This window comes from Gallibacterium melopsittaci (assembly GCF_042433085.1).
In the GTDB taxonomy this organism is placed as follows: Bacteria; Pseudomonadota; Gammaproteobacteria; order Enterobacterales; family Pasteurellaceae; genus Gallibacterium; species Gallibacterium melopsittaci.
In genome coordinates this window covers 31498-54457 of the sequence record NZ_JBHLWA010000027.1, presented here as the reverse complement: position 1 = coordinate 54457, position 22960 = coordinate 31498, and the positions used below count along the sequence as shown (strand labels likewise).

Annotated in this window: 21 protein-coding genes and 2 pseudogenes; 15 read left to right on the top strand and 8 right to left on the bottom strand. The window is 35.0% G+C overall.

What is annotated here, in order from left to right:
• From ACFFHT_RS06020 to asd, 5 genes and pseudogenes are all read right to left on the bottom strand, one after another.
• Positions 1 to 298 (bottom strand): annotated as a pseudogene (locus ACFFHT_RS06020) (hypothetical protein); the annotation flags it as partial.
• A gap of 147 nt (positions 299 to 445) precedes the next feature.
• Positions 446 to 814, bottom strand: a pseudogene (locus tag ACFFHT_RS06015) (RDD family protein); the annotation flags it as partial.
• Positions 802 to 960 (bottom strand): zinc-ribbon domain-containing protein, encoded by a 159-nt coding sequence (locus ACFFHT_RS06010; protein WP_382374419.1) that lies wholly within the window; start codon positions 958 to 960, stop codon positions 802 to 804. The pseudogene ACFFHT_RS06015 and the gene ACFFHT_RS06010, both read right to left, overlap by 13 nt.
• Positions 961 to 988: 28 nt before the next feature.
• The gene (locus tag ACFFHT_RS06005) at positions 989 to 1579 is read right to left on the bottom strand and encodes a uracil-DNA glycosylase family protein (protein ID WP_382374418.1); all 591 of its coding nucleotides are present in this window, start codon (positions 1577 to 1579) and stop codon (positions 989 to 991) included.
• A 56-nt stretch (positions 1580 to 1635) separates the two neighbouring features.
• Positions 1636 to 2748, bottom strand: coding sequence for an aspartate-semialdehyde dehydrogenase (gene asd, locus ACFFHT_RS06000; RefSeq protein WP_382374416.1), 1113 nt, complete (start codon positions 2746 to 2748; stop codon positions 1636 to 1638).
• Between the two features lie 238 nt (positions 2749 to 2986).
• On the opposite strand from asd, the gene ACFFHT_RS05995 reads away from it, so the two are divergent.
• The 10 genes from ACFFHT_RS05995 to ACFFHT_RS05950 all read left to right on the top strand — a co-directional run bounded on the left by ACFFHT_RS05995 (position 2987) and on the right by ACFFHT_RS05950 (position 14491).
• The gene (locus ACFFHT_RS05995; protein ID WP_382374414.1) at positions 2987 to 3580 is read left to right on the top strand and encodes a UbiX family flavin prenyltransferase; all 594 of its coding nucleotides are present in this window, start codon (positions 2987 to 2989) and stop codon (positions 3578 to 3580) included.
• 323 nt (positions 3581 to 3903) lie between these two features.
• On the top strand, positions 3904 to 6528 hold the full coding sequence (alaS, locus tag ACFFHT_RS05990) for an alanine--tRNA ligase (RefSeq protein WP_382374412.1): 2625 nt from the start codon (positions 3904 to 3906) through the stop codon (positions 6526 to 6528).
• A 111-nt stretch (positions 6529 to 6639) separates the two neighbouring features.
• Positions 6640 to 6828, top strand: coding sequence for a carbon storage regulator CsrA (csrA, locus tag ACFFHT_RS05985; RefSeq protein WP_382374410.1), 189 nt, complete (start codon positions 6640 to 6642; stop codon positions 6826 to 6828).
• 28 nt (positions 6829 to 6856) lie between these two features.
• Positions 6857 to 8221 carry a phosphohexomutase domain-containing protein gene (locus ACFFHT_RS05980; RefSeq protein WP_382374408.1) on the top strand — a complete coding sequence of 455 codons (1365 nt, stop codon included), beginning with the start codon at positions 6857 to 6859 and terminating at the stop codon, positions 8219 to 8221.
• Positions 8222 to 8306: 85 nt separating this feature from the next.
• Positions 8307 to 9197: a UTP--glucose-1-phosphate uridylyltransferase GalU gene (galU, locus tag ACFFHT_RS05975; protein ID WP_382374406.1), complete on the top strand. Its 891-nt coding sequence runs from the start codon at positions 8307 to 8309 to the stop codon at positions 9195 to 9197.
• A 303-nt stretch (positions 9198 to 9500) separates the two neighbouring features.
• Complete coding sequence (gene glpT, locus ACFFHT_RS05970) at positions 9501 to 10958, top strand: glycerol-3-phosphate transporter (protein WP_382374405.1); 1458 nt, start codon at positions 9501 to 9503, stop codon at positions 10956 to 10958.
• Positions 10959 to 11023: 65 nt separating this feature from the next.
• On the top strand, positions 11024 to 12118 hold the full coding sequence (gene glpQ, locus ACFFHT_RS05965) for a glycerophosphodiester phosphodiesterase (RefSeq protein ID WP_382374403.1): 1095 nt from the start codon (positions 11024 to 11026) through the stop codon (positions 12116 to 12118).
• A gap of 196 nt (positions 12119 to 12314) precedes the next feature.
• Positions 12315 to 13448 (top strand): hypothetical protein, encoded by a 1134-nt coding sequence (locus ACFFHT_RS05960; protein ID WP_382374401.1) that lies wholly within the window; start codon positions 12315 to 12317, stop codon positions 13446 to 13448.
• A complete protein-coding gene (locus tag ACFFHT_RS05955; protein ID WP_382374399.1) occupies positions 13426 to 13977 on the top strand; it encodes an NUDIX hydrolase in 552 nt (183 codons plus the stop codon). The genes ACFFHT_RS05960 and ACFFHT_RS05955 overlap by 23 nt, the downstream gene beginning before the upstream one ends.
• A 184-nt stretch (positions 13978 to 14161) precedes the next feature.
• A complete protein-coding gene (locus tag ACFFHT_RS05950; protein ID WP_382374396.1) occupies positions 14162 to 14491 on the top strand; it encodes a ComEA family DNA-binding protein in 330 nt (109 codons plus the stop codon).
• 99 nt (positions 14492 to 14590) lie between these two features.
• On the opposite strand, the gene fis is transcribed toward ACFFHT_RS05950, so the two are convergent.
• Entirely contained in the window at positions 14591 to 14887 is a 297-nt protein-coding gene (gene fis / locus ACFFHT_RS05945) for a DNA-binding transcriptional regulator Fis (RefSeq protein ID WP_065234168.1), read from the bottom strand.
• A gap of 27 nt (positions 14888 to 14914) precedes the next feature.
• Positions 14915 to 15889 (bottom strand): tRNA dihydrouridine synthase DusB, encoded by a 975-nt coding sequence (dusB, locus tag ACFFHT_RS05940; RefSeq protein ID WP_382374394.1) that lies wholly within the window; start codon positions 15887 to 15889, stop codon positions 14915 to 14917.
• A 319-nt stretch (positions 15890 to 16208) separates the two neighbouring features.
• Here dusB and lacZ point away from each other — a divergent pair, with 319 nt between their 5' ends.
• On the top strand, positions 16209 to 19259 hold the full coding sequence (lacZ, locus tag ACFFHT_RS05935; RefSeq protein ID WP_382374392.1) for a beta-galactosidase, LacZ type: 3051 nt from the start codon (positions 16209 to 16211) through the stop codon (positions 19257 to 19259).
• A gap of 2 nt (positions 19260 to 19261) precedes the next feature.
• Here the strand turns inward: lacZ and ACFFHT_RS05930 are convergent, their stop codons facing one another.
• Positions 19262 to 19645: a YybH family protein gene (locus ACFFHT_RS05930; protein ID WP_382374390.1), complete on the bottom strand. Its 384-nt coding sequence runs from the start codon at positions 19643 to 19645 to the stop codon at positions 19262 to 19264.
• 185 nt (positions 19646 to 19830) lie between these two features.
• Here ACFFHT_RS05930 and ACFFHT_RS05925 point away from each other — a divergent pair, with 185 nt between their 5' ends.
• From ACFFHT_RS05925 to ACFFHT_RS05910, 4 genes are read left to right on the top strand one after another with little or no spacing between them, the layout of a single operon-like run.
• On the top strand, positions 19831 to 20649 hold the full coding sequence (locus tag ACFFHT_RS05925) for a transporter substrate-binding domain-containing protein (protein WP_382374388.1): 819 nt from the start codon (positions 19831 to 19833) through the stop codon (positions 20647 to 20649).
• Positions 20650 to 20677: 28 nt separating this feature from the next.
• Positions 20678 to 21454 (top strand): transporter substrate-binding domain-containing protein, encoded by a 777-nt coding sequence (locus tag ACFFHT_RS05920; protein ID WP_382374386.1) that lies wholly within the window; start codon positions 20678 to 20680, stop codon positions 21452 to 21454.
• Between the two features lie 58 nt (positions 21455 to 21512).
• Complete coding sequence (locus tag ACFFHT_RS05915) at positions 21513 to 22196, top strand: amino acid ABC transporter permease (RefSeq protein ID WP_382374423.1); 684 nt, start codon at positions 21513 to 21515, stop codon at positions 22194 to 22196.
• A gap of 2 nt (positions 22197 to 22198) precedes the next feature.
• Complete coding sequence (locus ACFFHT_RS05910) at positions 22199 to 22942, top strand: amino acid ABC transporter ATP-binding protein (RefSeq protein ID WP_382374384.1); 744 nt, start codon at positions 22199 to 22201, stop codon at positions 22940 to 22942.
• The last annotated feature ends 18 nt before the right edge of the window (positions 22943 to 22960 follow it).

Genomic DNA, 22960 nt, shown 5'->3' with positions numbered 1-22960 from the left:
AATAGTATTTAGCTTGTTGATAGTCTTGTCTAACACCGTTTCCTAAATCATATAGAAGTCCTAAGCGCCATTGAATCCCACTATCTGTTGAATCATGTACTTTCAGACAAGGTGTTATTGCCTGTTGGAAATTTTGTTTATCAAAAAAATTAATACAATTTTTGGCATTTATATGTTGTTGGGCATAAGGTGCTGCAAATTTAATGATGATAATAAGAATTATATTAAAAATAATAAAAGAATGAGTGAATACTCTACCATATTTTGGCTCAGGCGTTTTTTCAACATAAATATTCAACCATTTATCGTAAAATAAATGAGGAGCATATTCTTTTTTAATAATAAAACTAAATATATATAATAAGGTAGGTGCGCCTGTGATAAGGAGAATACCGAGTAGGACAGTAATTATATCCGTTTTCTTAGTAATAAAATCAAATATAATAAAGAATGTGGCTATAAATAAAAAAAGTAGATAAACACAATATAAAATAATATTTTTAAGAATTAGCCTTAATATATATTTTAAAAGTGAGATTGGTGTTCTATCCTGATTATTTAATGCTAGTCCTAGAATATAGCCAAAAAAACCTTTTCTTTTAAAATAAAAGAACAGAAATCTAGTACCAATAAAGGCAATGAAAAAATAGATAGCAGAGACTACGAATAGGATTTCATTTATTTCTTCATTGTTATTGATTACATCAGAGTATTGGAATACCCAAGAGAGGATTATGATAATTAGTAGCCAATAATTGAAATAAATCTCGGCAGATAAGGCTAATAAACGATCTCGTAATGTTACATTATTGATTGCAGAAGTAGGGTCAGATTTGTGTTTTTTAGTATTAGGGGGGGGGTAAAAGAATCAGTCGTAGCTATGCTATTTTGCATTTTACCGCAATGACTACAATAGTTTTGCTCTTCTGTTAATGAATGCCCGCAATTTTTACAATACATTTGTTCCTCCAGATAAAAAAGAAAAAATTTATTTTAACTTAATTTTAGTAAAAAACTGCCGATAAATCTCAGCTTTTTTACTCAGTGCTAATGGATAGGCACGAGAGGAAGAAGGTAAGCGATATAAACGATAGGATTGACCGTTTAGCTCAAATTCACAACTCTCTCCTGTGGCAGGTGTTTTTATTGTTGTAGGTAATAATGAAAGTAAGGTTTCCGTTGCTTTCTCACCAGCCGTCATAATGGTATGGCATTGTGGAATTTTGCCTAACAAACTCACAATATCCACGGGTTCAATAATTTGTAAGAATTTATCAGACGCATTGCCTTGTTGACGGAAGATTTTATAGCCACTATCAAAAACGGCGATACCTTTTTGTTGTAAGAATTGCTCGATTTTTGCTTGATTAAATGCTGTTTTATCGGCGTTTAAAAAATAATCTTTATCTTCAAAAAAGACTAAACCATAAATCCGCCACATATCATTTTGAAAATTTGGATAATAAAAGTCCATTTTCCAACGATGTTTTGGTGGTGGAAAGCTACCTAACATAAGTAATGTGGCATTGGTAGGTAAAAAGGGTTTAAGTGGGTGAGTTTCAATATTATTTTCAGTCATAAAGCAATAAATAAAAAAGCTCGCCCAAGAAGAGCGAGCTAGAGTGATTCAAGTTATTACGCAACTAATTGTTTTAAGATGCGGCGGATTGGTTCTGCAGCACCCCAAAGTAGTTGGTCACCAACGGTGAATGCCGCTAAATATTCAGGTCCCATATTCAGTTTACGTAAACGACCAACTGGAACACTTAATGTGCCTGTTACTTTCGCAGGTGTTAATTCGCGTAAAGTCGTTTCTTTGTCATTTGGAATCACTTTCACCCATTCATTATGTGAAGCAAGAATTTGTTCGATTTCAGCTAATGGTAAGTCTTTCTTCATTTTAATGGTGAAAGCTTGGCTGTGGCAGCGTAATGCGCCAATGCGTACACATAAACCATCAATCGGCACAGGATTATCGGATAAACCAAGAATTTTGTTGGTTTCTGCATATCCTTTCCACTCTTCTTTGGTTTGACCACTTTCGAGGAGTTTATCAATCCAAGGAATTAAGCTACCGCCTAATGCAGCACCAAAGTTATCAGTTGGGAAATCATCAGCACGCATTTTTGCGGTTACGGCACGTTCAATATCTAAAATAGAAGAAGCTGGATCTTTTAATTCTGCTTCAACAACACCGTGAAGTTGTCCCATTTGTACGAGGAGTTCACGCATATTTTTTGCACCAGCACCACTTGCAGCTTGGTAAGTTGCAACCGATACCCATTCAACTAAATCACGTTCGAATAAGCCACCTAATGCCATTAACATTAAGCTTACAGTACAGTTACCACCGACATAGGTTTTAATACCTTCTTTTAATCCTTTATCAATAACATGTTGGTTTACAGGATCAAGCACGATAATCGCATCTTTTTCCATACGAAGTGCAGACGCTGCATCAACCCAGTAGCCGTCCCAACCTGTTGCACGTAATTTTGGATAAATTTCATTGGTGTAATCACCACCTTGACAAGTTACGATAATTTCTTGTTGTTTTAATGCATCAATATCATAAGCATTGAGTAAAACGCCGGCATCTTTGCCTGCGAATGTTGGGGCTGGTTGCCCAGCTTGAGATGTGGTAAAGAAAGTTGGTGTGATATTAACGAAATCTTGTTCTTGTTGCATACGATCCATTAAGACTGAACCGACCATACCACGCCAACCGATAAAACCGACTTTTTTCATTGTTATACCCTCATTAGTTAATTTTGAAATAAATGCTGTGTTTTTTTGACAAGGATTAATTAATTACTCTATAAAATAAATTAAATCAATAGTTGATACTAAAAAAAGATGAAAAAATCTAAATTTTGTTGAAATGGTATCAGGATAGAAGAGAAATCGTGATAACAACGGTGCGTTTTAGATTTATTTGTTATGATATAACGCTAAATGATGTGAATAATTCACGTGGAGAAAAAAGATGGGAAAACGCATTATTGTCGGTATTTCAGGTGCGTCTGGCGTAGTGTATGCAATTGACTTGTTAAAAACGCTACGCAGATTAAGTAGTGATATTGAAATTCATGGTGTTGTTAGTCAATGGGCAAGAGAAAACTTACGTATTGAAACAACAATGAAGTTATCTGAGTTATATGATTTGATGGATTATCATTATAACAATCATGATATGGCAGCGACTATTGCATCGGGTTCTTATTTGATTGATGCTATGGTAATTGTGCCAGCAAGTATGAAAACAGTGGCTGGAATTGCGTGTGGTTTTCATGATAGTTTAATTGGGCGAGCTGCGGATGTAACCTTAAAGGAACAACGAAAATTAATTATTGTACCGAGGGAAACACCATTAAGTGTGATTCATTTAGAAAATTTAACTAAATTGGCTAAATTAGGGGCACATATTATCCCGCCTATTCCTGCGTTTTATCATCCACCACAATCAATAGATGAACTGATCCGTCAACAAACAACCAAAATGTTAGATTCATTAGGAATAGCATATCCAGAAGCAGAACGTTGGCAGGGTGTTCCTCGCTCTAACAAAGATTCAAAATAGAAAGTAATGACTTTTGAGAAAAAGATCTCATTTTTGAGAGGTAACGCACTAAATTAAGGAATAGATTGCGCTAATATAACTCGTATGGAGTATTTTTTGGCAAGATTATTATTAGTGAGATTTTGTTTTCATTAAGTGTTAGGTAAGAATTTTCTCTGAAAATATCTATTCTACATTCAATAAAATAGAAAAATATGCAAAAATAAGCAGCGTTTATTTTATCAGTAGAGTACAAGTTTCTCCTCTCCTTTCTCTTCAAGAAGTTGTGAAATTTTGTAGTACATATAAAAGAAAAATTTTCTTTTAAAATTAATAGGATTTTTATGAAAACAACGGCAGAAATTAGACAAGCTTACCTAGATTTCTTTCATAGTAAAGGACATCAGATTGTAGCAAGCAGCTCCTTAGTGCCAGAAAACGATCCAACATTGTTGTTTACCAATGCAGGGATGAACCAATTTAAAGATGTTTTCTTAGGCGTAGATAAACGTGCTTATCATCGTGCGACAACTGCACAACGCTGTGTGCGGGCAGGCGGTAAGCATAACGATCTTGAAAATGTTGGTTATACCGCACGTCACCATACTTTCTTTGAAATGCTAGGAAATTTTAGTTTTGGTGATTACTTTAAAAAAGATGCTATTCATTATGCATGGGAATTTTTAACTTCATCACAATGGTTAGGGTTACCAAAAGAAAAATTATGGGTAACTGTCTATGAAACTGATGATGAAGCATATGACATTTGGCATAAAGAAGTTGGTGTTCCAGCAGAACGCATTATTCGTATTGGTGATAATAAAGGAGCACCTTATGCGTCAGATAATTTCTGGCAAATGGGGGATACTGGTCCGTGTGGCCCATGTACTGAAATTTTCTACGATCACGGCGATCATATTTGGGGCGGTCCTCCAGGATCACCAGAAGAAGATGGTGACCGTTATATCGAGATCTGGAACGTGGTCTTTATGCAATATAACCGCCTAGCAGATGGCACAATGGAAAAATTACCAAAACCATCTGTTGATACTGGGATGGGATTAGAAAGAATTAGTGCAGTTTTACAACACGTTAATTCAAATTATGACATTGATATTTTCAAAGTATTGATTGCTAAAACGGCAGAAATTACTGGTGAAAAAGATTTAACCAACAAATCATTACGTGTTATTTCTGACCATATTCGTTCTTGTGCCTATTTAATTGCGGATGGTGTTTATCCATCTAACGAAGGTCGTGGTTATGTCTTGCGTCGTATTATTCGTCGTGCAGTACGTCATGGACATTTACTTGGTGCGAAAGAAACTTTCTTCTATAAATTAGTGCCAACTTTAATTGAAGTGATGGCACAAGCTGGTGAAATTATCAAAGCAAAACAAGCACACGTTGAAAAATTATTACGCTTAGAAGAAGAACAATTTGCGAGAACATTAGAACGTGGTTTAGCGTTATTAGATTCAGAATTAGCTGTTTTACAAGGTAATGTTCTTTCTGGTGAAGTAGCATTTAAACTTTATGATACCTATGGTTTCCCACTTGATTTAACCGCAGATGTGTGTCGTGAACGCAATATTACGATTGATGAAGATGGTTTTAATCGTGAAATGGATGCACAACGTGAACGAGCTCAAGCCGCAAGCCAATTTGGTATGGATTATAACAATCTGATCCGTGTTGAAGGTGTAACTACCTTTGAGGGATATAGTGAAGTTGAAAGTTTAGCGAAAGTATCGGCAATTTTTATCGATGGTAAACAAGTTGATGAAGTGAATGCTGGACAAAGTGCAGTCATTATCCTTGAAAATACACCATTCTATGCTGAATCAGGCGGTCAAGTTGGGGATAGCGGCGTATTAGAAAATGCGGGTGTGTTATTCCAAGTGAAAGATACGCAAAAATATGGACAAGTATTTGGACATATTGGTGAGCTTGAGAAAGGACAAATTAAAGTTGGGCAAACCTTGAATGCAGTCGTAGATGCTAAACGTCGTCAAGCTACTTCATTGAATCACTCTGCAACACACTTATTACATGCAGCATTACGTCAAGTATTAGGTACACACGTTGCACAAAAAGGTTCTTTAGTTTCTGATAAAGTATTGCGTTTCGACTTTTCTCAACCAGAAGCTATTACAAAAGCACAAATTGCCGAAATTGAGCGTTTAGTGAATGAACAAATTCGTGCAAATCATCCAGTTACTGTTGAAGTGATGGATATTGAATCTGCTAAAGCAAAAGGGGCAATGGCGCTCTTTGGTGAGAAATATGGTGATGAAGTTCGTGTCATTACGATGGGTGATTTCTCTGTTGAGCTTTGTGGTGGTATCCATGTAAAACGTACTGGAGATATTGGTTTCTTCAAAATTGTTTCAGAAAGTGCGATTGCAGCAGGAACTCGCCGTATTGAAGCAGTAACAGGTGAGGAAGCATTTAATGCTGTATTGGCACAACAAGCACTATTAACACAAAGTGCTGAACTCTTGAAGTCAGATGTTTTATCGGTTGTGGAAAAAATCCAACAATTACAAGATAGAGCGAAAAAATTAGAGAAAGAGTTGCAACAGTTGAAAGAAAAATCGGCTGTTCAAGCAGTTTCTGATCTAGCGCAACAAGCTCAAGAGTTAAATGGTGTTAAAGTAGTAGTAGAAGCAGTAGATGGTGTTGAACCAAAATCATTACGTTTGATGGTAGATGATCTGAAAAATAGACTTGGTTCCGCTGTTATTGTTTTTGGTGCAGCACAAGGTGAAAAGGTCAATCTTATCGTTGGTGTTACCCAAGATGTGACTAATAAAGTAAAAGCTGGAGAATTAGTGAATTTATTAGCACAATTTGTCGGTGGCAAAGGCGGTGGCCGTCCAGATATGGCAATGGCTGGTGGTAATGAGCCTGAAAAATTAAACGAAGCATTAGCCTTTGCGCAAAGTTGGTTAGCGGATAAGCTATAACAAATTTCACCTCCTAATAAATGGAGGTGAATTTCCTCGTTAACAATGAACCTATCTGAAAGTAGAGATTGATAAATTTCGATAATATAAATACAGGATAAGGAGTGAATTATGTTAATTCTGACTCGAAAAATGGATGAGAAATTGTTAATCGGTGATGATATTACGATCAGTGTGTTAGAAATACGAGGAAACCAAGTCAAAATTGGCGTAGATGCACCAAAGGATATTGCAATTTATCGCGAAGAAATTTACCACAAGGTAAAAGAAGCTCAATTAAAAGAGCAAGATAAAGAATAATTTTGACAACATAAAAATGAGGTAAAACATGGAGAAAATAACCTGCTTTAAAGCCTACGATATTCGTGGACGATTAGGCGATGAGCTAAATGCAGATATTGCTTATCGAATTGGGCGAGCCTTTGGACAATATTTAAAACCAAAGAGCATTGTTGTAGGTGGAGATGTGCGCCTGACAAGTAAAGAGTTAAAAAGTGCTGTCGCAAATGGTTTATTAGACTCAGGAGTAGATGTTATTGATCTTGGGCAAACTGGAACAGAAGAAATCTATTTTGCAACCTCATTTTTAAAGACTGATGGTGGAATCGAAGTAACAGCAAGTCATAACCCAATGGATTACAATGGATTGAAATTAGTGCGTGAAGGTTCTCGTCCAATTAGTGGTGATACTGGCTTAAAAGATATTCAACGTTTAGCAGAAGAGAATAATTTCCCTGAAGTAACCAAACGAGGAGAATATAAGCAACTTTCAGTTGTAGATGATTATGTTGCGCATTTACTTTCATATATTGATTTAAGTAAGTTAAAACCGCTTAAATTAGTTATTAACTCAGGAAATGGTGCAGCAGGTCCAATCATTGATAAAATTGAAGCTGTCTTTAAGCAAAAACAAGTGCCAGTTGAATTTGTGAAAGTGCATAATGAACCAGATGGTACTTTCCCGCATGGTATTCCTAATCCATTACTACATGAAAACCGTCAAGATACAATTGATGCTGTATTGAAACATAAAGCAGATATGGGTATTGCTTTTGACGGAGATTTCGACCGTTGTTTCTTGTTCGATGAAAAAGGCGAATTCATTGAAGGTTATTATATTGTAGGATTGTTATCGCAAGCATTCTTACAAAAGATGCCTGGTGCAAAAATCATTTATGATCCACGCTTAATTTGGAATACCGAAAAAATTGTGGCTGAAAACGGTGGTGAGGCAGTAATGTCAAAATCTGGCCACTCTTTCATTAAAGAAAAAATGCGTAGTGTAGATGCGGTTTATGGTGGTGAAATGAGTGCACACCATTATTTCCGTGATTTCTTCTATTGTGATAGTGGTATGATTCCGTGGTTATTAGTAACTGAATTACTTTGTACTACAGGTAAAACATTAGGTGAATTAGTTGGTAATAGTGTAGAGACATTCCCATCACCAGGTGAAATTAACAGTAAATTAACTGATGCAAAAGCAGCAATTGAACGTGTGAAGAATGCCTATGCACCAAATGCTGTTAGTGTAAGTGATTTAGATGGTATTAGTATTGAATATCCAAATTGGCGTTTCAATTTACGTTCATCTAATACTGAACCAGTTGTTCGTTTAAATTTAGAAACTCGAAGCGATAAAGCTTTAATGGAAGAAAAAACCGCTGAAGTTTTAGCATTATTGCGTCAATAGCAATTTTCCCTGAAAGGGTATAATTTAGGTAACCGCACATTTGTGCGGTTATTTCTATCTGATTTTTAGAGAAAAAGGAAAAAGCATGAAAGCAATTATCCCTGTTGCAGGTTTAGGTACAAGAATGTTACCCGCAACTAAAGCAATTCCGAAAGAGATGTTAACTATCGCAGATAAGCCATTAATTCAATACATTGTTAATGAATGTGTGGCCGCTGGGATTAAAGAAATTATTTTAGTTACTCACTCTTCAAAGAATGCAATCGAGAACCACTTTGATACCTCATTTGAACTAGAAACAATGCTAGAAAAACGGGTAAAACGTCAACTATTAGATGAAGTTCGTTCTATTTGCCCTAAAGATGTGACTATTATGCATGTGCGTCAGGGGTATGCAAAAGGATTGGGACATGCTGTGTTATGTGGACGTGCTTTGGTTGGTAATGAACCATTTGCAGTAGTATTACCTGATGTCATTTTGGCTGAATTCAGTGCTGATCAGAAGAAAGATAATTTAGCAGCAATGATCAAACGTTTTAATGAAACAAAAGCAAGTCAAATTATGGTTGCTCCAGTTGCACAAGAAGATGTGTCTAGTTACGGTATTGTGGATTGTGGCAGTGTAGATTTAAATGTAAATGAAAATGCAGTCATTCATAATATCGTTGAAAAACCAAGTGTAGAAGCAGCACCATCAAATTATGCAGTAGTAGGGCGTTATGTTTTTTCTGCAGCGATTTGGGATCTTCTTGCTAGAACACCAGTTGGTGTTGGAGATGAAATTCAATTAACTGATGCAATCGATCTTTTGATTAAACAAGAAACAGTAGAAGCTTTCACGATGAAGGGAATAACCTTCGACTGTGGTGATAAGATTGGTTATATGCAAGCATTTGTAGAATATAGTTTACATCATCCAAAATTAGGTAATGAATTTAAACAATATTTATTACAACTAGCTAAGACTTTGAAATAACAATCTTTTTATTACTTTTAATTTAATATTATAGGCTAACCAAGAGGTTAGCCTATTTTTTGTCTTCTTTCTTTTTTATTGGTTTTCGCTAAAAATTTCACTAAAAACGCTTATTTTTATAATAATTTGAGCGTTTGTTGTGCTTTTTTATGTAAAAAGTGAGGATAAGAAAATAAAAAAACAAAATTATTTGTGATAACGCTCACAAATAATTAATCATCTCGATAACAATAGTACGGTTTTGTGATATTTTATATATGGAGTCTTTTGAGTCTTTATTATAAAAAATTGGAGGATCACATTATGTTTGGTTTTTTAAAACCTGCTCCTGAGAAGCCAATGCTTCCGGAAGCACAAATTGACCCAACGTATCGTCGGTTACGTTGGCAAGTATTTTTTGGTATTTTCTTTGGTTATGCAGCCTATTATTTTGTGCGTAGTAATTTCGATTTGGCGCAAAAAGGATTAATTGAAGCTGGAATGTATACTAAGACCGAGTTAGGTATTATCGGTATCGCGCCAGGATTGGCATATGGTTTATCAAAATTCTTTATGGCAGCCGTTTCAGACCGTTCCAATCCGAAAATGTTCTTACCATTTGGTTTAGCGTTATCTGGTTTATGTATGACATTGATGGGACTAATTCCATGGGCAACATCAGGCATTTTAATTATGTTTGTGATTTTGTTTATTAATGGTTGGTTCCAAGGTATGGGATGGCCTCCTTGTGGACGTACTATGGTGCATTGGTGGTCAAAGAAAGAACGTGGAACAATCGTATCTATTTGGAATACTGCCCATAATTTAGGTGGTATGATGCCAGCAGTGTTAGTAGGTATTGCAAGCTCTATTTATGCTGCAAATCACCCTGAGGTAGCGAAAGTAACATTCGGTCATGTATGGCAAGAAGCATTATATTACCCTGGTATTGCTGCAATGATTGCTGCGGTTATTATTTTCTTTGTAATGAAAGATACTCCACAATCTTGTGGATTACCGCCAATTGAAAAATATAAAAACGATTATCCAGAAGATTATGATGAAAAAACTTATGAACATAATCTTAGTACCAAAGATATTTTCATTACTTATGTGTTGAAGAATCGCTTACTTTGGTATATCGCTATTGCTAACGTTTTCGTTTATCTCATTCGTTACGGTATTTTAAAATGGTCACCAGTTTATCTTGGTGAAGTAAAACACTTTGATATTAAAGGTACAGCATCTGCTTATGCGATTTATGAATTCGCAGCAATTCCAGGTACATTACTTTGTGGTTGGGTATCTGACAAAGTATTCAAAGGTAAACGTGGTTTAACTGGTTTCGTATTTATGGTGTTAGTCACTATTGCCGTTATTGTTTTCTGGTTGAATCCAGCAACACCACAAGATGAATTAGCGCAATATGCAAACTTACCTTGGTATAAAAATCCATATCAATTAATGGACTTTATTTTGATGACAACAATTGGTTTCTTAATTTATGGTCCTGTAATGTTAATTGGTTTACATGCGCTTGAATTAGCACCGAAGAAAGCAGCTGGTACATCAGCAGGATTTACAGGTTTATTTGGTTATCTTGGTGGTACAGTAGCAGCGAGTGCGGTTGTTGGTTGGGCATCTGATACTTATGGCTGGGACGGTGGTTTCTATGTCATGATTGGTGGTTCAGTATTAGCATGTGTGTTGATGTTAATCACAATGGTAGAAGAAGGCAAACATAAAGCCAAAATTGCTCGTGAAGATCGATACGGCAATTAATAACTTCAATAAGGCGATAACTTGGTTTATCGCCTTTTTTATATCTATTATTTAGGAGATCAATTATGAAATTAAAATGTCTTATTACTGCATTAATGGGGACTGGCGTCCTGGCAGGGTGTGCAACACAATCTACAACACAGATTGTTTCATGCGAACATAAATTAGTTATTGCTCACCGTGGTGCAAGCGGTTATTTACCAGAACATACTTTAGAATCTAAAGCGTTAGCTTTTGGACAAAATGCTGATTATTTAGAGCAAGATTTGGTGATGACTAAAGATAATCACTTAGTTGTTATTCATGATCATTTTCTTGATGGTCTAACTGATGTTGCAAAGAAATTTCCAAATCGTCATCGTAAAGATGGGAAATATTATGTAATGGATTTCACTTTAGCTGAAATTAAAAGTTTAAATATGACAGAAAACTTTAAAGTGGAAAACGGTAAACAGGTACAAGTATATCCAGAGCGTTTCCCAATGTGGAAATCAAACTTTAAAATCCATACTTTTGAAGAAGAGATTGAATTTATTCAAGGTTTAGAAAAATCAACAGGTAAAAAAATTGGTATTTACCCAGAAATAAAAGCACCATGGTTGCATCATCAAGAAGGCAAAGATATTGCTTTAGCAACATTAAAAGTATTGAAAAAATATGGATATACCAGTAAAACTGACAGAGTTTATCTTCAAACATTTGATTTCAATGAGTTAAAGCGTATTAAGACTGAATTAGAACCACAATTAGGGATGGATCTTAAATTAGTTCAGCTTGTCGCATATACTGATTGGCATGAAACGGAAGAAAAAAATGCACAAGGTAAATGGGTAAACTATGATTATGATTGGATGTTTAAGCCAGGTGCTATTGCAGAAATTGCTAAATATGCGGATGGTATTGGTCCAGGTTGGTATATGCTGGTTGATGATGAGAAATCAACTTTAGGTAATATCCAATATACTCCAATGGTAAAAGAAATTGCAAAACAAAAATTAGAACTACATCCTTATACTGTTCGAAAAGATGCTCTTCCGAAATATATGAAAGATGTAAATGAAATGTATGATGCTTTATATAATAAAGCTGGAGCAACAGGATTATTTACAGATTTTCCAGATCTTGCTGTGCAATTTATGGAGAAACAGTGTAAAAAATAATAATGAATAATATATATGGACATCCAATCAAATTTATTGATTGGATGTTTTCATTTTTGGTATTCTTAAAAGAGATTATATTGAGTAAGTTATTTTAGATTTATATTATTTATCTTAATCATAAGATATCAGTAATATGTACTATTGCAGTTAACTAAGTATTCATCTAATTTCCATTTAATTAAGGATATCTTTTATGAAAGAATTATTTCGAGCAAATTTATACGTGGCAGACTGCGATAGTGTTAATTCTACTTATAATAGTGTGAATTACACAAGACGCTTTAAATCAGGCATTTTGATGGCAAAAAGTATAGGGATGAATCCTAATATGATTTTTGACAGTCAGGGATTTGAAGATGTTATTTTAGATCATAAAGTAAAGAAGTTCTTTGCGAAAAAGGTGAAAGAAAAGGAGAAAGCAGGGTTAGAATATTATATTAATGTTCACATTTATAATAATTTTATTGAAGATGGATATTTTGATTTTAATTCTGGAGAAAATCCTTTTGAACGATATTATTATGAAAAATTAAGAGAACATTATTTATTTAGTTCATATAATTTAACTAAGCAGGATATAGAAAATGATCCTGTAATGAAAGAAAAAATTCATCAGAAATTAATAGCATTAAATGAATTTGTTAAATATATTTATAATGAAACTGGATCTAATATTTTTAAAATAAGAAATGATAATGCTGTTTTAGATCTAAGAACATCATTGTTGAACAGATCAAATTATATGTTGGCAGATATGAGTAAATTTTCAGAAATGGATGAAAATCTTAAAAACATATATATTGAGTCATTGCAACAATTTAGAGAACTGATTGAAAGTAATGCTGAGATTAAAAATAGATCGCAGATCTATCATTTGCTAGAGAATATGTTAGCACAAGAATTTTCTGAATATGCAGTCATTTTGAAAGAAAAGTTAAAAACAGATATTATAGATATTTCCTATAATAGTTCTTTTATCAAAGAAGGTGAAATCTTTAGATATAAAAGTATAGATGCCTTAGATATTATATATGAAAAGTTATTTGATTCTTATGCTACGAGTGGATTATTAATAACAGCTTATAATTTATACAAAACAGTTAAAAAAATTAAATCAAAAATAGAAATTTTAGACTTGGTAAGTAACCCAACTGGTATTGTAAATTATCTTGTAGATGAACTATTAAATGAGGCAAGTGATAGGGGTATAAGTGCTGCACATAAAGCAATATCATATCTCTTACCAAAAACGAGGTTACTTGGAGTAGCTGAGTCAAAAAATTTATTAATAGGAGTAAAAGCAAGTGTTAAAGACAATAAAAATTAATACTATATTTAAGAATAAATATTTAGAGTTACAAAATAATAATGTAGTAGATGAGGTAACTAATAAATCTTTTGAACATATTCGTTTAATTGAAAAAGAAACTGATTACCCAGGAGCAGTTGCTATTTGTAAGTTTGAGGATAGATTATTATTAATTAATAATTATCGATATGGTATTAACCGAATGAGTCTGGAATTTCCTAGAGGTTATGTAGAAAAAGGGGAAACTTTAGAAGAGTGTGCGATTAGAGAATTATTTGAAGAAACAGGCGTTATTTTTAATCCTACTGTGGACTCAATTAAAAAATTAGGCGAAGTTGCTGTAAGTTCTTCTATTATGGCAACAATGACACCATTTTATTTAATTGAAATTAAACAATCTTTACCAGAAATTCATTTGCAAAAAGAAGAAAATATAGAAGATTTTAAATGGGAAAGTATTGATAATATTATTAACCTTATTAAAGAAAATAAGATTGTTGATAGTTTTACGATCTGTGGAATTGGTTTTAGTCAATTATTTAGATAATAATTATATCAATGATAAAAAATGCCTAATATGTAAAATGTTAGGCATTTTTTATTAAATTTATTTTTTGCGATCTTCATTCCATTTTTCATACCTCAATATCGTTTCTACCTTAATTGTTTCACACAATGTTTACGTCATTATATATGACATTCTATGGTTATTAATTAATTTGAGGTAATTTATGAAACTAAAATATCTTTTTATTCTACTGGGAAGTTGTTTATCAATTTTATTTTCGCCATTATCTTTGGCGACAACAGAGACAACAACTCAACCAGAAACAATGCAAGCTCAAGTTCCAGTCAATCAAAGTGATAAAATTAATCTTAATACCGCAACAGCAGAGCAGCTACAACAAGGATTAGTTGGTATTGGTGCCAAAAAAGCACAAGCGATTGTAGAATATCGTGAGCAACATGGTCCTTTTGTTTCATTAGAGCAGTTAACAGAAGTGAAAGGTATTGGTGCTGCAACGTTTGAAAAGAATAAAGATAGGATTACGATAGAATAATAGCAGCTAAAAGAGGAAATTATCACCATAAAAAAATTGCTCCTAAGTAAAGGAGAACTTAGGAGCAAAGTGATCTTTTTAATTAATGATGAGATTTAATCAGCCCATACCGTATTTTTTTAGTTTTTTGCGTAAGGTGCCACGGTTAATGCCCAACATTGTTGCAGCGCGAGTTTGGTTACCACGAGTATATTGCATAACCATATCTAACATTGGATGCTCAACTTCTGCTAAGACTAATTCATAAAGATCATTAACATCTTGTCCATTTAGTTGTGCTAAATAGTTCTTTAATGCTTGTTTTACAGAATCACGTAATGGTTTATTAGTTACTTGAGCTTGTGCATTTAACGTTGATACTGTTAATGCTTCAGCAGTGCTACGTTGTTCGAACATTTTTTTCCTTTATTTACTTTATTATGATTACGACGTAAGTCGGATTGAACACAAAAATTCTTCTAATGCAGCTAACTGATCATTAGGATCAGTTAATGTATTAAAAGTACGCTTAAAATCAGAGCCTGAACATAAATGATCGACATACCAAGCAACATGTTTACGTGCGATACGATAACCTTTTTCTGCACCATAAAACTGATGGAGCTCAGCGATATGCTGCAAAATAGTTGCTTTCTTTTCAGAAAAGGGTAAGTCAGATATTGATCTGTTCTTCTCTAATAATTCGGTAATTTCTCGAAAAATCCATGGGTTTCCTAGTGTCCCACGCCCAAGCATTACAGCATCTGCGCCTGTATATTCTAAAACCTCTCTGGCTTTGCTTGCCGAATCAATATCGCCATTGGCAATAACGGGAATTGATACAGCCTGTTTGACTGCTTTAATACTGTCGTATTCTGCCTCACCATTAAATAAACAGGCTCGTGTCCGCCCATGAATAGTAAGTGCTTGAATACCAGCATCTTCTGCAATTTTAGCGATCAAACTGCAATTTCGATGTTGTTGATCCCAACCAGTTCTTATTTTTAACGTTACAGGAACATCAACAGCGTTTACCACGGCTTTTAAAATTTTAGCGACCAGATCTGGATATTGTAATAATGCAGAACCTGCCAATTTTTTATTCACTTTCTTGGCAGGACATCCCATATTAATATCAATAATTTCTGCGCCGTAACCGACATTAACCTGTGCTGCTTGCGCCATTTCATCTGGGTCACTGCCAGCAATTTGCACGGCATTGATACCAATTTGTGGATGATGGGCTAAACGTAATTTAGATTTTTCGGTATGCCATACATCAGGATTAGTGGACATCATTTCAGAGAAAGTTAATGCCGCACCATATTCAGAACAAATCCGCCGAAAAGGAAGATCAGTGATCCCAGCCATAGGTGCTAAGATAACGGGATTTTTCAAAATAAATTGACCAATCTGCACACTTATTACCTATTACTACCTATCGTTTTTTGTTCTTTTATGGATTAATTGATGATGACAAAATCGCCAGTCTTTGGGACTGAAACGGTCGCTTATCATACGCACTTTTATAGTAATAGTGAAGCACTAAATGTGATTTTATGCAGAAAAAATGTACTTTTTTTCGGCTTAATTCGTTGAAAGTTTAAACAGTATGAAATTTTTATGATTAAAAGCGAAAATTGATCAAAGTTGATTGCGAAAAAAATAATAAAAGAGGATGATTCTGTGGCAAATATTACTGCGATAGATGTGATAGTACAGGAATTAAGGAGAATCTATGCCAAATTCACAGCCTAGTTTGCAATGGTTGTCTGATCCAGCCATTTTTGCTGTTAATCGCTTAAAAGCACATTCAGATCATTGCTATTACACCACATTGCTTGACGCACAACGTCGAGTCGATATGGAGATGCGTTATTCATTAAATGGTGATTGGTTCTTTCATTATGCGAAGAATCCGCAATTACAACCAGAACAATTCTATTTAGCTGAGTATGATAATCGTAGTTGGCAGACAATTACTGTACCAGGACATATTCAATTACAAGGTTTTGCTAAACCACACTATGTCAATACGATGTATCCATGGGACGGTAATGCAGATATTCGACCACCAGCGATTCCGCAAGAGAATGCCGTGGGTAGCTATGTGAAATATTTTTCTCTACCATCAGATTGGCAACAGCAACCAGTATTTATCTCATTTCAAGGTGTTGAAACAGCATTTTTTGTTTGGTTGAACGGGCAATTTATTGGTTATAGTGAAGACTCCTTTACCCCAGCAGAATTTAATTTAACGCCATATCTACGGTCAGGAGAGAATAAATTAGCCGTTGCAGTTTATCAACGTAGTACAGGAAGTTGGTTAGAAGATCAGGATTTTTGGCGTTTCTCTGGTATTTTTCGAGATGTTTATCTTTATACTATTCCAGAAATTCATTTATATGATTTAGATTGTAAAACTTTAGTAACTGAAGATTTAACCGAAGCAACGATTCAAATTAAAGGTGAAATTTGGTCGGATACAGCAGTCCAAAAAAACATTAAAGCTACGCTATATGATCAAAATGGGCTTTTAGTTGCAGAAGTAGAAACATCAACAATCGCACCTTATTGTGAATTATCCTTAACCGTAGCACAGCCACAACTTTGGAGTGCGGAATCACCGTATCTCTATCAATTATATGTAACCATCTTGGATCAGCAACAACAAGTGATTGAAGTCATTCCACAGCAGATCGGTTTACGCCGTTTTGAATTGAAAGACGGTGTGATGTTATTGAATGGTAAACGTATTATGTTTAAAGGGATTAACCGACACGAATTTAATTGTGAACGAGGTCGGGCAATCACTAAAGAAGATATGTTATGGGATATTAAAACGTTGAAACAACATAATGTGAATGCTGTGCGTACTTCACATTATCCAAACCAATCCTTATGGTATGAACTTTGTGATCAGTATGGCATTTATTTGATTGATGAAATGAATCTTGAAACGCATGGTTCTTGGCAAAAAATGGGGAAAGTTGAACCATCTTGGAATATTCCAGGGAGTGATTTACGCTGGAATGAGATCGTATTAGATCGAGCTAAATCAATGTATGAACGTGATAAAAATCATCCATCCATTTTAATTTGGTCTTGTGGTAATGAATCTTATGCAGGTGAAGTATTATTAAATGTAGCGAACTATTTTCGTTCACAAGATCCTTATCGTTTAGTTCATTATGAAGGTGTTTTCCATTGTCGTGAATTTGATCAAATTAGTGATATGGAAAGCCGTATGTATGCAAAACCAGATGAAATTGAAGCCTATTTGCAGCAAAGTCCCGCCAAACCTTATATCAGTTGTGAATTTAGCCATGCGATGGGAAACTCAAATGGAAATTTACACAAATATATTACATTAGAAAAATATCCTCAGTATCAAGGAGGATTTATTTGGGATTTCATTGATCAAGGATTATTACAACAAGATCGTTATGGTAAAACATACCTTGCTTATGGTGGAGATTTTGACGATCGTCCAACAGATCGTAATTTCTGTTGTAATGGTGTGATCTTTGCGGATCGGACACTTTCACCAAAAATGCAAGAAATAAAATTCCTGTATCAAAACATCAAGATTACGCCTACACAGGCTACTGTGCTGATTCGCAATGACAACTGTTTTATTGATACATCAGAATATTATTTTGTTGCTCATCTACTGTTGAATGGTAAAACACAACAACAAATTAGATTTGAAGCAGCGATTCCAGCCTTAACAGAACAAGAGATTAGCTTAAATTGGCAAGCAGAAACATTGCAGCAAGCTGGTGAGTATTGTGTCCAAGTAACCGCACATTTAAAACAACAAACTTTATGGGCGGCAGCAGATACAGAACTTGCTTTTGGTCAAACAATCTTTCGTGTTACGCAAGAAAGTTCTCAATGTTTACCGATATCAACAAAATTAAAAGTTGTGAATGGTGATATTAATCTTGGCGTTATTGGGGATCATTTTTCAGTACTATTTTCTCGACAAGAAGGCAGCCTAATTTCGTTGATCTATCATGGTAAAGAAGTGATTAAAACCCCACCAATGCCGATCTTTTGGCGGGCAACGACGGATAATGATCGTGGTACAGCACGCCGTTTTAAGGCTGGGTATTGGTTAATGGCGAGTCTATCTGCTCGTTGTCGTGCAATGGAGTGGCAACTGTTAGATGATGGACGAGTAGAGGTACGCTTTTGTTATATTTATCCGATTTATCAGCAACTGAGTGTAAGCGTGATTTATCAAGTATCACCATCAGGTGAAATAATGGTGCATTGTGAATATCAAGGAGAAACAGGATTACCAGATTTACCAACATTTGCATTGACGTTCCGTACTGATATGGATTATCAACAACTTAGTTGGTATGCGTTAGGGCCAGCAGAAAACTATCAAGATCGTTGTTCGGGAGCAAGATTAGGTATTTTCCATAATAGTGTTCAAGAAAATTATGCACCTTATAGTATTCCGCAAGAAACGGGCAATCGAACTGGCGTACGTTGGGTACAATGTTATAACAAGGGAAAAACCAAAGGATTCAAGGTGAGTGCAGTTGATCAACCATTAGAGTGTAATTTCTTGCCTTACACTGCTTTTGAATTAGAACAAGCACAGCATCATTATGAATTACCAAATAGCCACTATACCGTTGTTACCATTGCCGCTAAACAAATGGGGATTGGTGGTGATGATAGTTGGGGAGCAGAAGTGCATCCAGAATATCGCTTACCAGCAGCAGGAAAATTACGCTTTAGTTTTTCTTTATCGCATTGTTTAGATTTCTGAGGTTAATAAAGTTGTGCCATATGAGTTATCAATGGCACATAACCATTTTCCTTCGATTTTTCTATATATATATAAGTAGCTTGCCTTTCCATACTATATTCAGATGTAGATTGATTATCTGCAGCTAAAAAGGTTTGCGATAGTACCAAAGCAGTATCGTTGGTTTCTAAAATGATCATTTTGCCTTGTGTTGGTTTAATACTATTTTTAAAGTAAGCAGCAATTTTGATAAATGCTTGTTTAATTGCTGCTTTTCCTTGTACTTGTAAGCCAGGTTTGATAACTAAAATGGCATCTTCTGTATAAAACTCGATCAGATCATCAAAACGTTCTTCAGTAATGGCTAAATCAGCTTGTTCAATTAATGCTTTAATTTCGACATTCATAAGCACTCCATATCAAATATTGTTCGGGAGAGAACAGTTTCATCGTTGATGCAAGGGGCTTCTCTACGAAAATAAATTATATAACTTTTAGTTATAAATAAAATCAAAAAGCTATTTTCTTTCTGTTTAGGCTATGACTAAACTGCACTTGTAAAAATTCAAATTTTATTGCAAAGGACAATACTATGAAAATAACAATTAAAAATTACTTAAAAGGTACTTTTTTCTTATCTTTAGGCTTAGTTTTAGCACAATCTGCATTCGCCTTAACTAATGATGAAGCAGCGGCAGATCTCGCTAAGCGTGTTAATGATCACGGTACTATCATTGTTGGGACAGAAGGGACTTATCCTCCATTTACTTATCACGATGAGTCAGGCAAGTTAACAGGTTATGATGTGGAGTTGACTCGTTTAGTGGCGCAAGAATTGGGCGTAAAAGTTGAATTTAAAGAAACTCAATGGGATGCGATGTTATCTGGTTTAAACAATCACCGTTTTGATTTAGTGGCTAACCAAGTTGGTTTAACCTCACCAGAACGTCGAGCGAAATATGATAAAACAACTGAATATAGTTATTCAGGTGCAGTGGTCGTAGCTCGTAAAGGCGATCAACGTGTTAAAGATTGGGCAGATCTTAAAGGATTAAAATCTGCACAATCATTTACCAGTAACTATGGTGAATTAGCCACAAAAAATGGGGCTGAAATTGTTGGTGTAGATGGGTTAGCACAAGCGATTCAATTAGTGCTACAAAAGCGTGCTGATATAACTTTAAATGATCGTCTTGCCGTATTAGATTTCCTACATAAACATCCAAATGCAAACTTAGAAATTGTATTGCGTGATAAATCACAACCAGTGGGATCAGGTTTTGTCTTTAATAAAGGTAATCAAGCTGTTATTGAGAAATTTAATGCGGCTATCGAAAAATTGAAAAAAGAGGGCAAATTGAAAGAACTCTCTACACAATTCTTTGGTGAAGACGTTTCAGTACTTGAATAATAAATAAAATTTATAAGTGGAGGTGGATATGTTCATTCGTAACCTAATTAAAGGATTGATAGTGTTAACAACTTTTAGTGCGACAGTTGCAATAGCTGATCAAGCTGATTGGATGACAAAAGATACGTTAACAGTAGGGACTGAGGGAATGTATCCGCCTTTTACTTATCATGATGAATCGGGCAAATTAACAGGATACGATGTTGAGGTTGCACGAGCTGTGGCAGAAAAGTTAGGTTTAAAAATTGAGTTTAAAGAAACTGCATGGAATGCTTTGTTAGCTGGCTTAAATAATGGGCGCTTTGATACCGTAGTGAATCAAGTATCTATGAATCCAGAACGTAGCAAAAAGTATCAAAGTTCATTACCTTATAGCTATTCTGGTGCAGCATTAGCGATTCGTACTGATTTTAAAAATATTCATTCAGTAAAAGATTTAAAAGGACTAAAAGGTGGATTAGCTTTTACCAGCAATTTTGCTGACATAGTACGCCAAAATCAGGGAGAAGTAATCCCTGTGGAAGGTGGCTTAGGACAGGAAATGGCATTGGTAGCTCAAGGGCGAGTAGATTTTACTTTGAATGATCGGTTGGCGGTTCTTTATTATCAGAAAAAATTAAATGCGAATGATAAGATCCAAGTGATTGATTTACCTGAAGAAGGTAAAGTTACTGCAGGTTTCATTGTGCGCAAAGGTGATGAAGAAAAGTTAAAAAAATTAAATCAAGCCTTAACAGAATTGAAAAAGGAAGGTAAATTAGCCGCCATTTCTAAACAATTTTTCGGAGTAGATATTAGTGAGTAGTCATTTAGCGGAGAGTATTACCGCATTTTTCCACTCAATTTTGAGTGTACTTCCTTGGATGGATGATAATAAAGCATCAATCGCGATTGATGCTTTTTTGCCTATGTTAGAAGGAATGGTTTATTTTACAATTCCACTAACCATTATTTCGTTTTTACTTGGGATGCTAATTGCGTTAGCGATTGCGTTAATTCGTGTGACTCCACAAAAAAATTTGTTACATAAAGTAGCGAATTGGATTGCTAATTTTTATATTTCAGCGATTCGTGGTACACCACTATTAGCCCAACTCTTTATTATTTTCTACGCCTTACCGAACGTAGGTATTACATTAGATCCATTACCAACTGCAATTATTGCATTTTCTTTGAATACAGGGGCTTATGCTTCTGAAACCGTTCGTGCAGCGATTCTTTCTGTACCTAAAGGGCAATGGGAAGCGGGCTATACCATTGGGATGAGTTATTGGCAAAACTTTTTTCGGATTATTGGTCCGCAAGCGTTGCGAGTCGCAGTACCACCACTATCCAATAGCTTTATTGGTTTAGTCAAAGAAACCTCATTAGCGAGTGTGGTATTAGTACCAGAAATGATGCGTCAAGCTAACGTCATTTCTTCTCGCACCTATGAATTCTTACTTATTTATTGCGAAGCAGCCTTAATGTATTGGGTTGTGTGTGCCGTATTAAGTTATGTTCAACAACGCTTAGAAAAACATTTTGAACGGTATGTGGCGAGGTAAGTATGTTATCAATTAAAAATTTACATAAAGCATTTGGGGATCACGAAGTATTAAAAGGGATAGATTTACGCATTAATAAAGGGGAAGTGATCGTCCTATTAGGAGCATCTGGATCAGGGAAAACCACATTATTGCGTTGTTTAAATGTATTAGAAACACCTGATGCGGGAGAAATTACCTTTGATGATGGTTCATTAGTGATTGATTTTGCTAAACCATTAACCAAAGAAAAAATTCAAGCATTACGTAAAAAAAGCGGTATGGTGTTCCAAAACTATAATTTGTTTCCCCATAAAACCGCATTAGAGAATATCACTGAAGGGCTAATTGTGGTGCAGAAAGTACCAAAAGCAGAAGCCGAAGCAAAAGCTCACCATTTATTAGCGCGTGTGGAGTTAGCGGATAAAGCCAACTTCTACCCATTCCAACTTTCAGGTGGACAACAACAACGTGTAGGAATTGCACGTGCATTAGCAATCGAGCCTGAATTGATGTTATTCGATGAACCAACTTCTGCTCTAGATCCAGAATTAGTACAAGGGATGTTGGCATTAATGAAATCATTGGCGAGTGAAGGTTGGACAATGGTTATTGTAACCCACGAAATTCAGTTTGCGCGTGAGGTAGCAGATCATGTGATTTTGATGGGAGATGGACAAATTATTGAACAAGGTACGCCAGAACAGTTGTTTGAACTAAGTACCAATCCTCGTACTAATGCTTTCTTGCGATCAATTAGACGGTAAATACAAAAAAACACCACA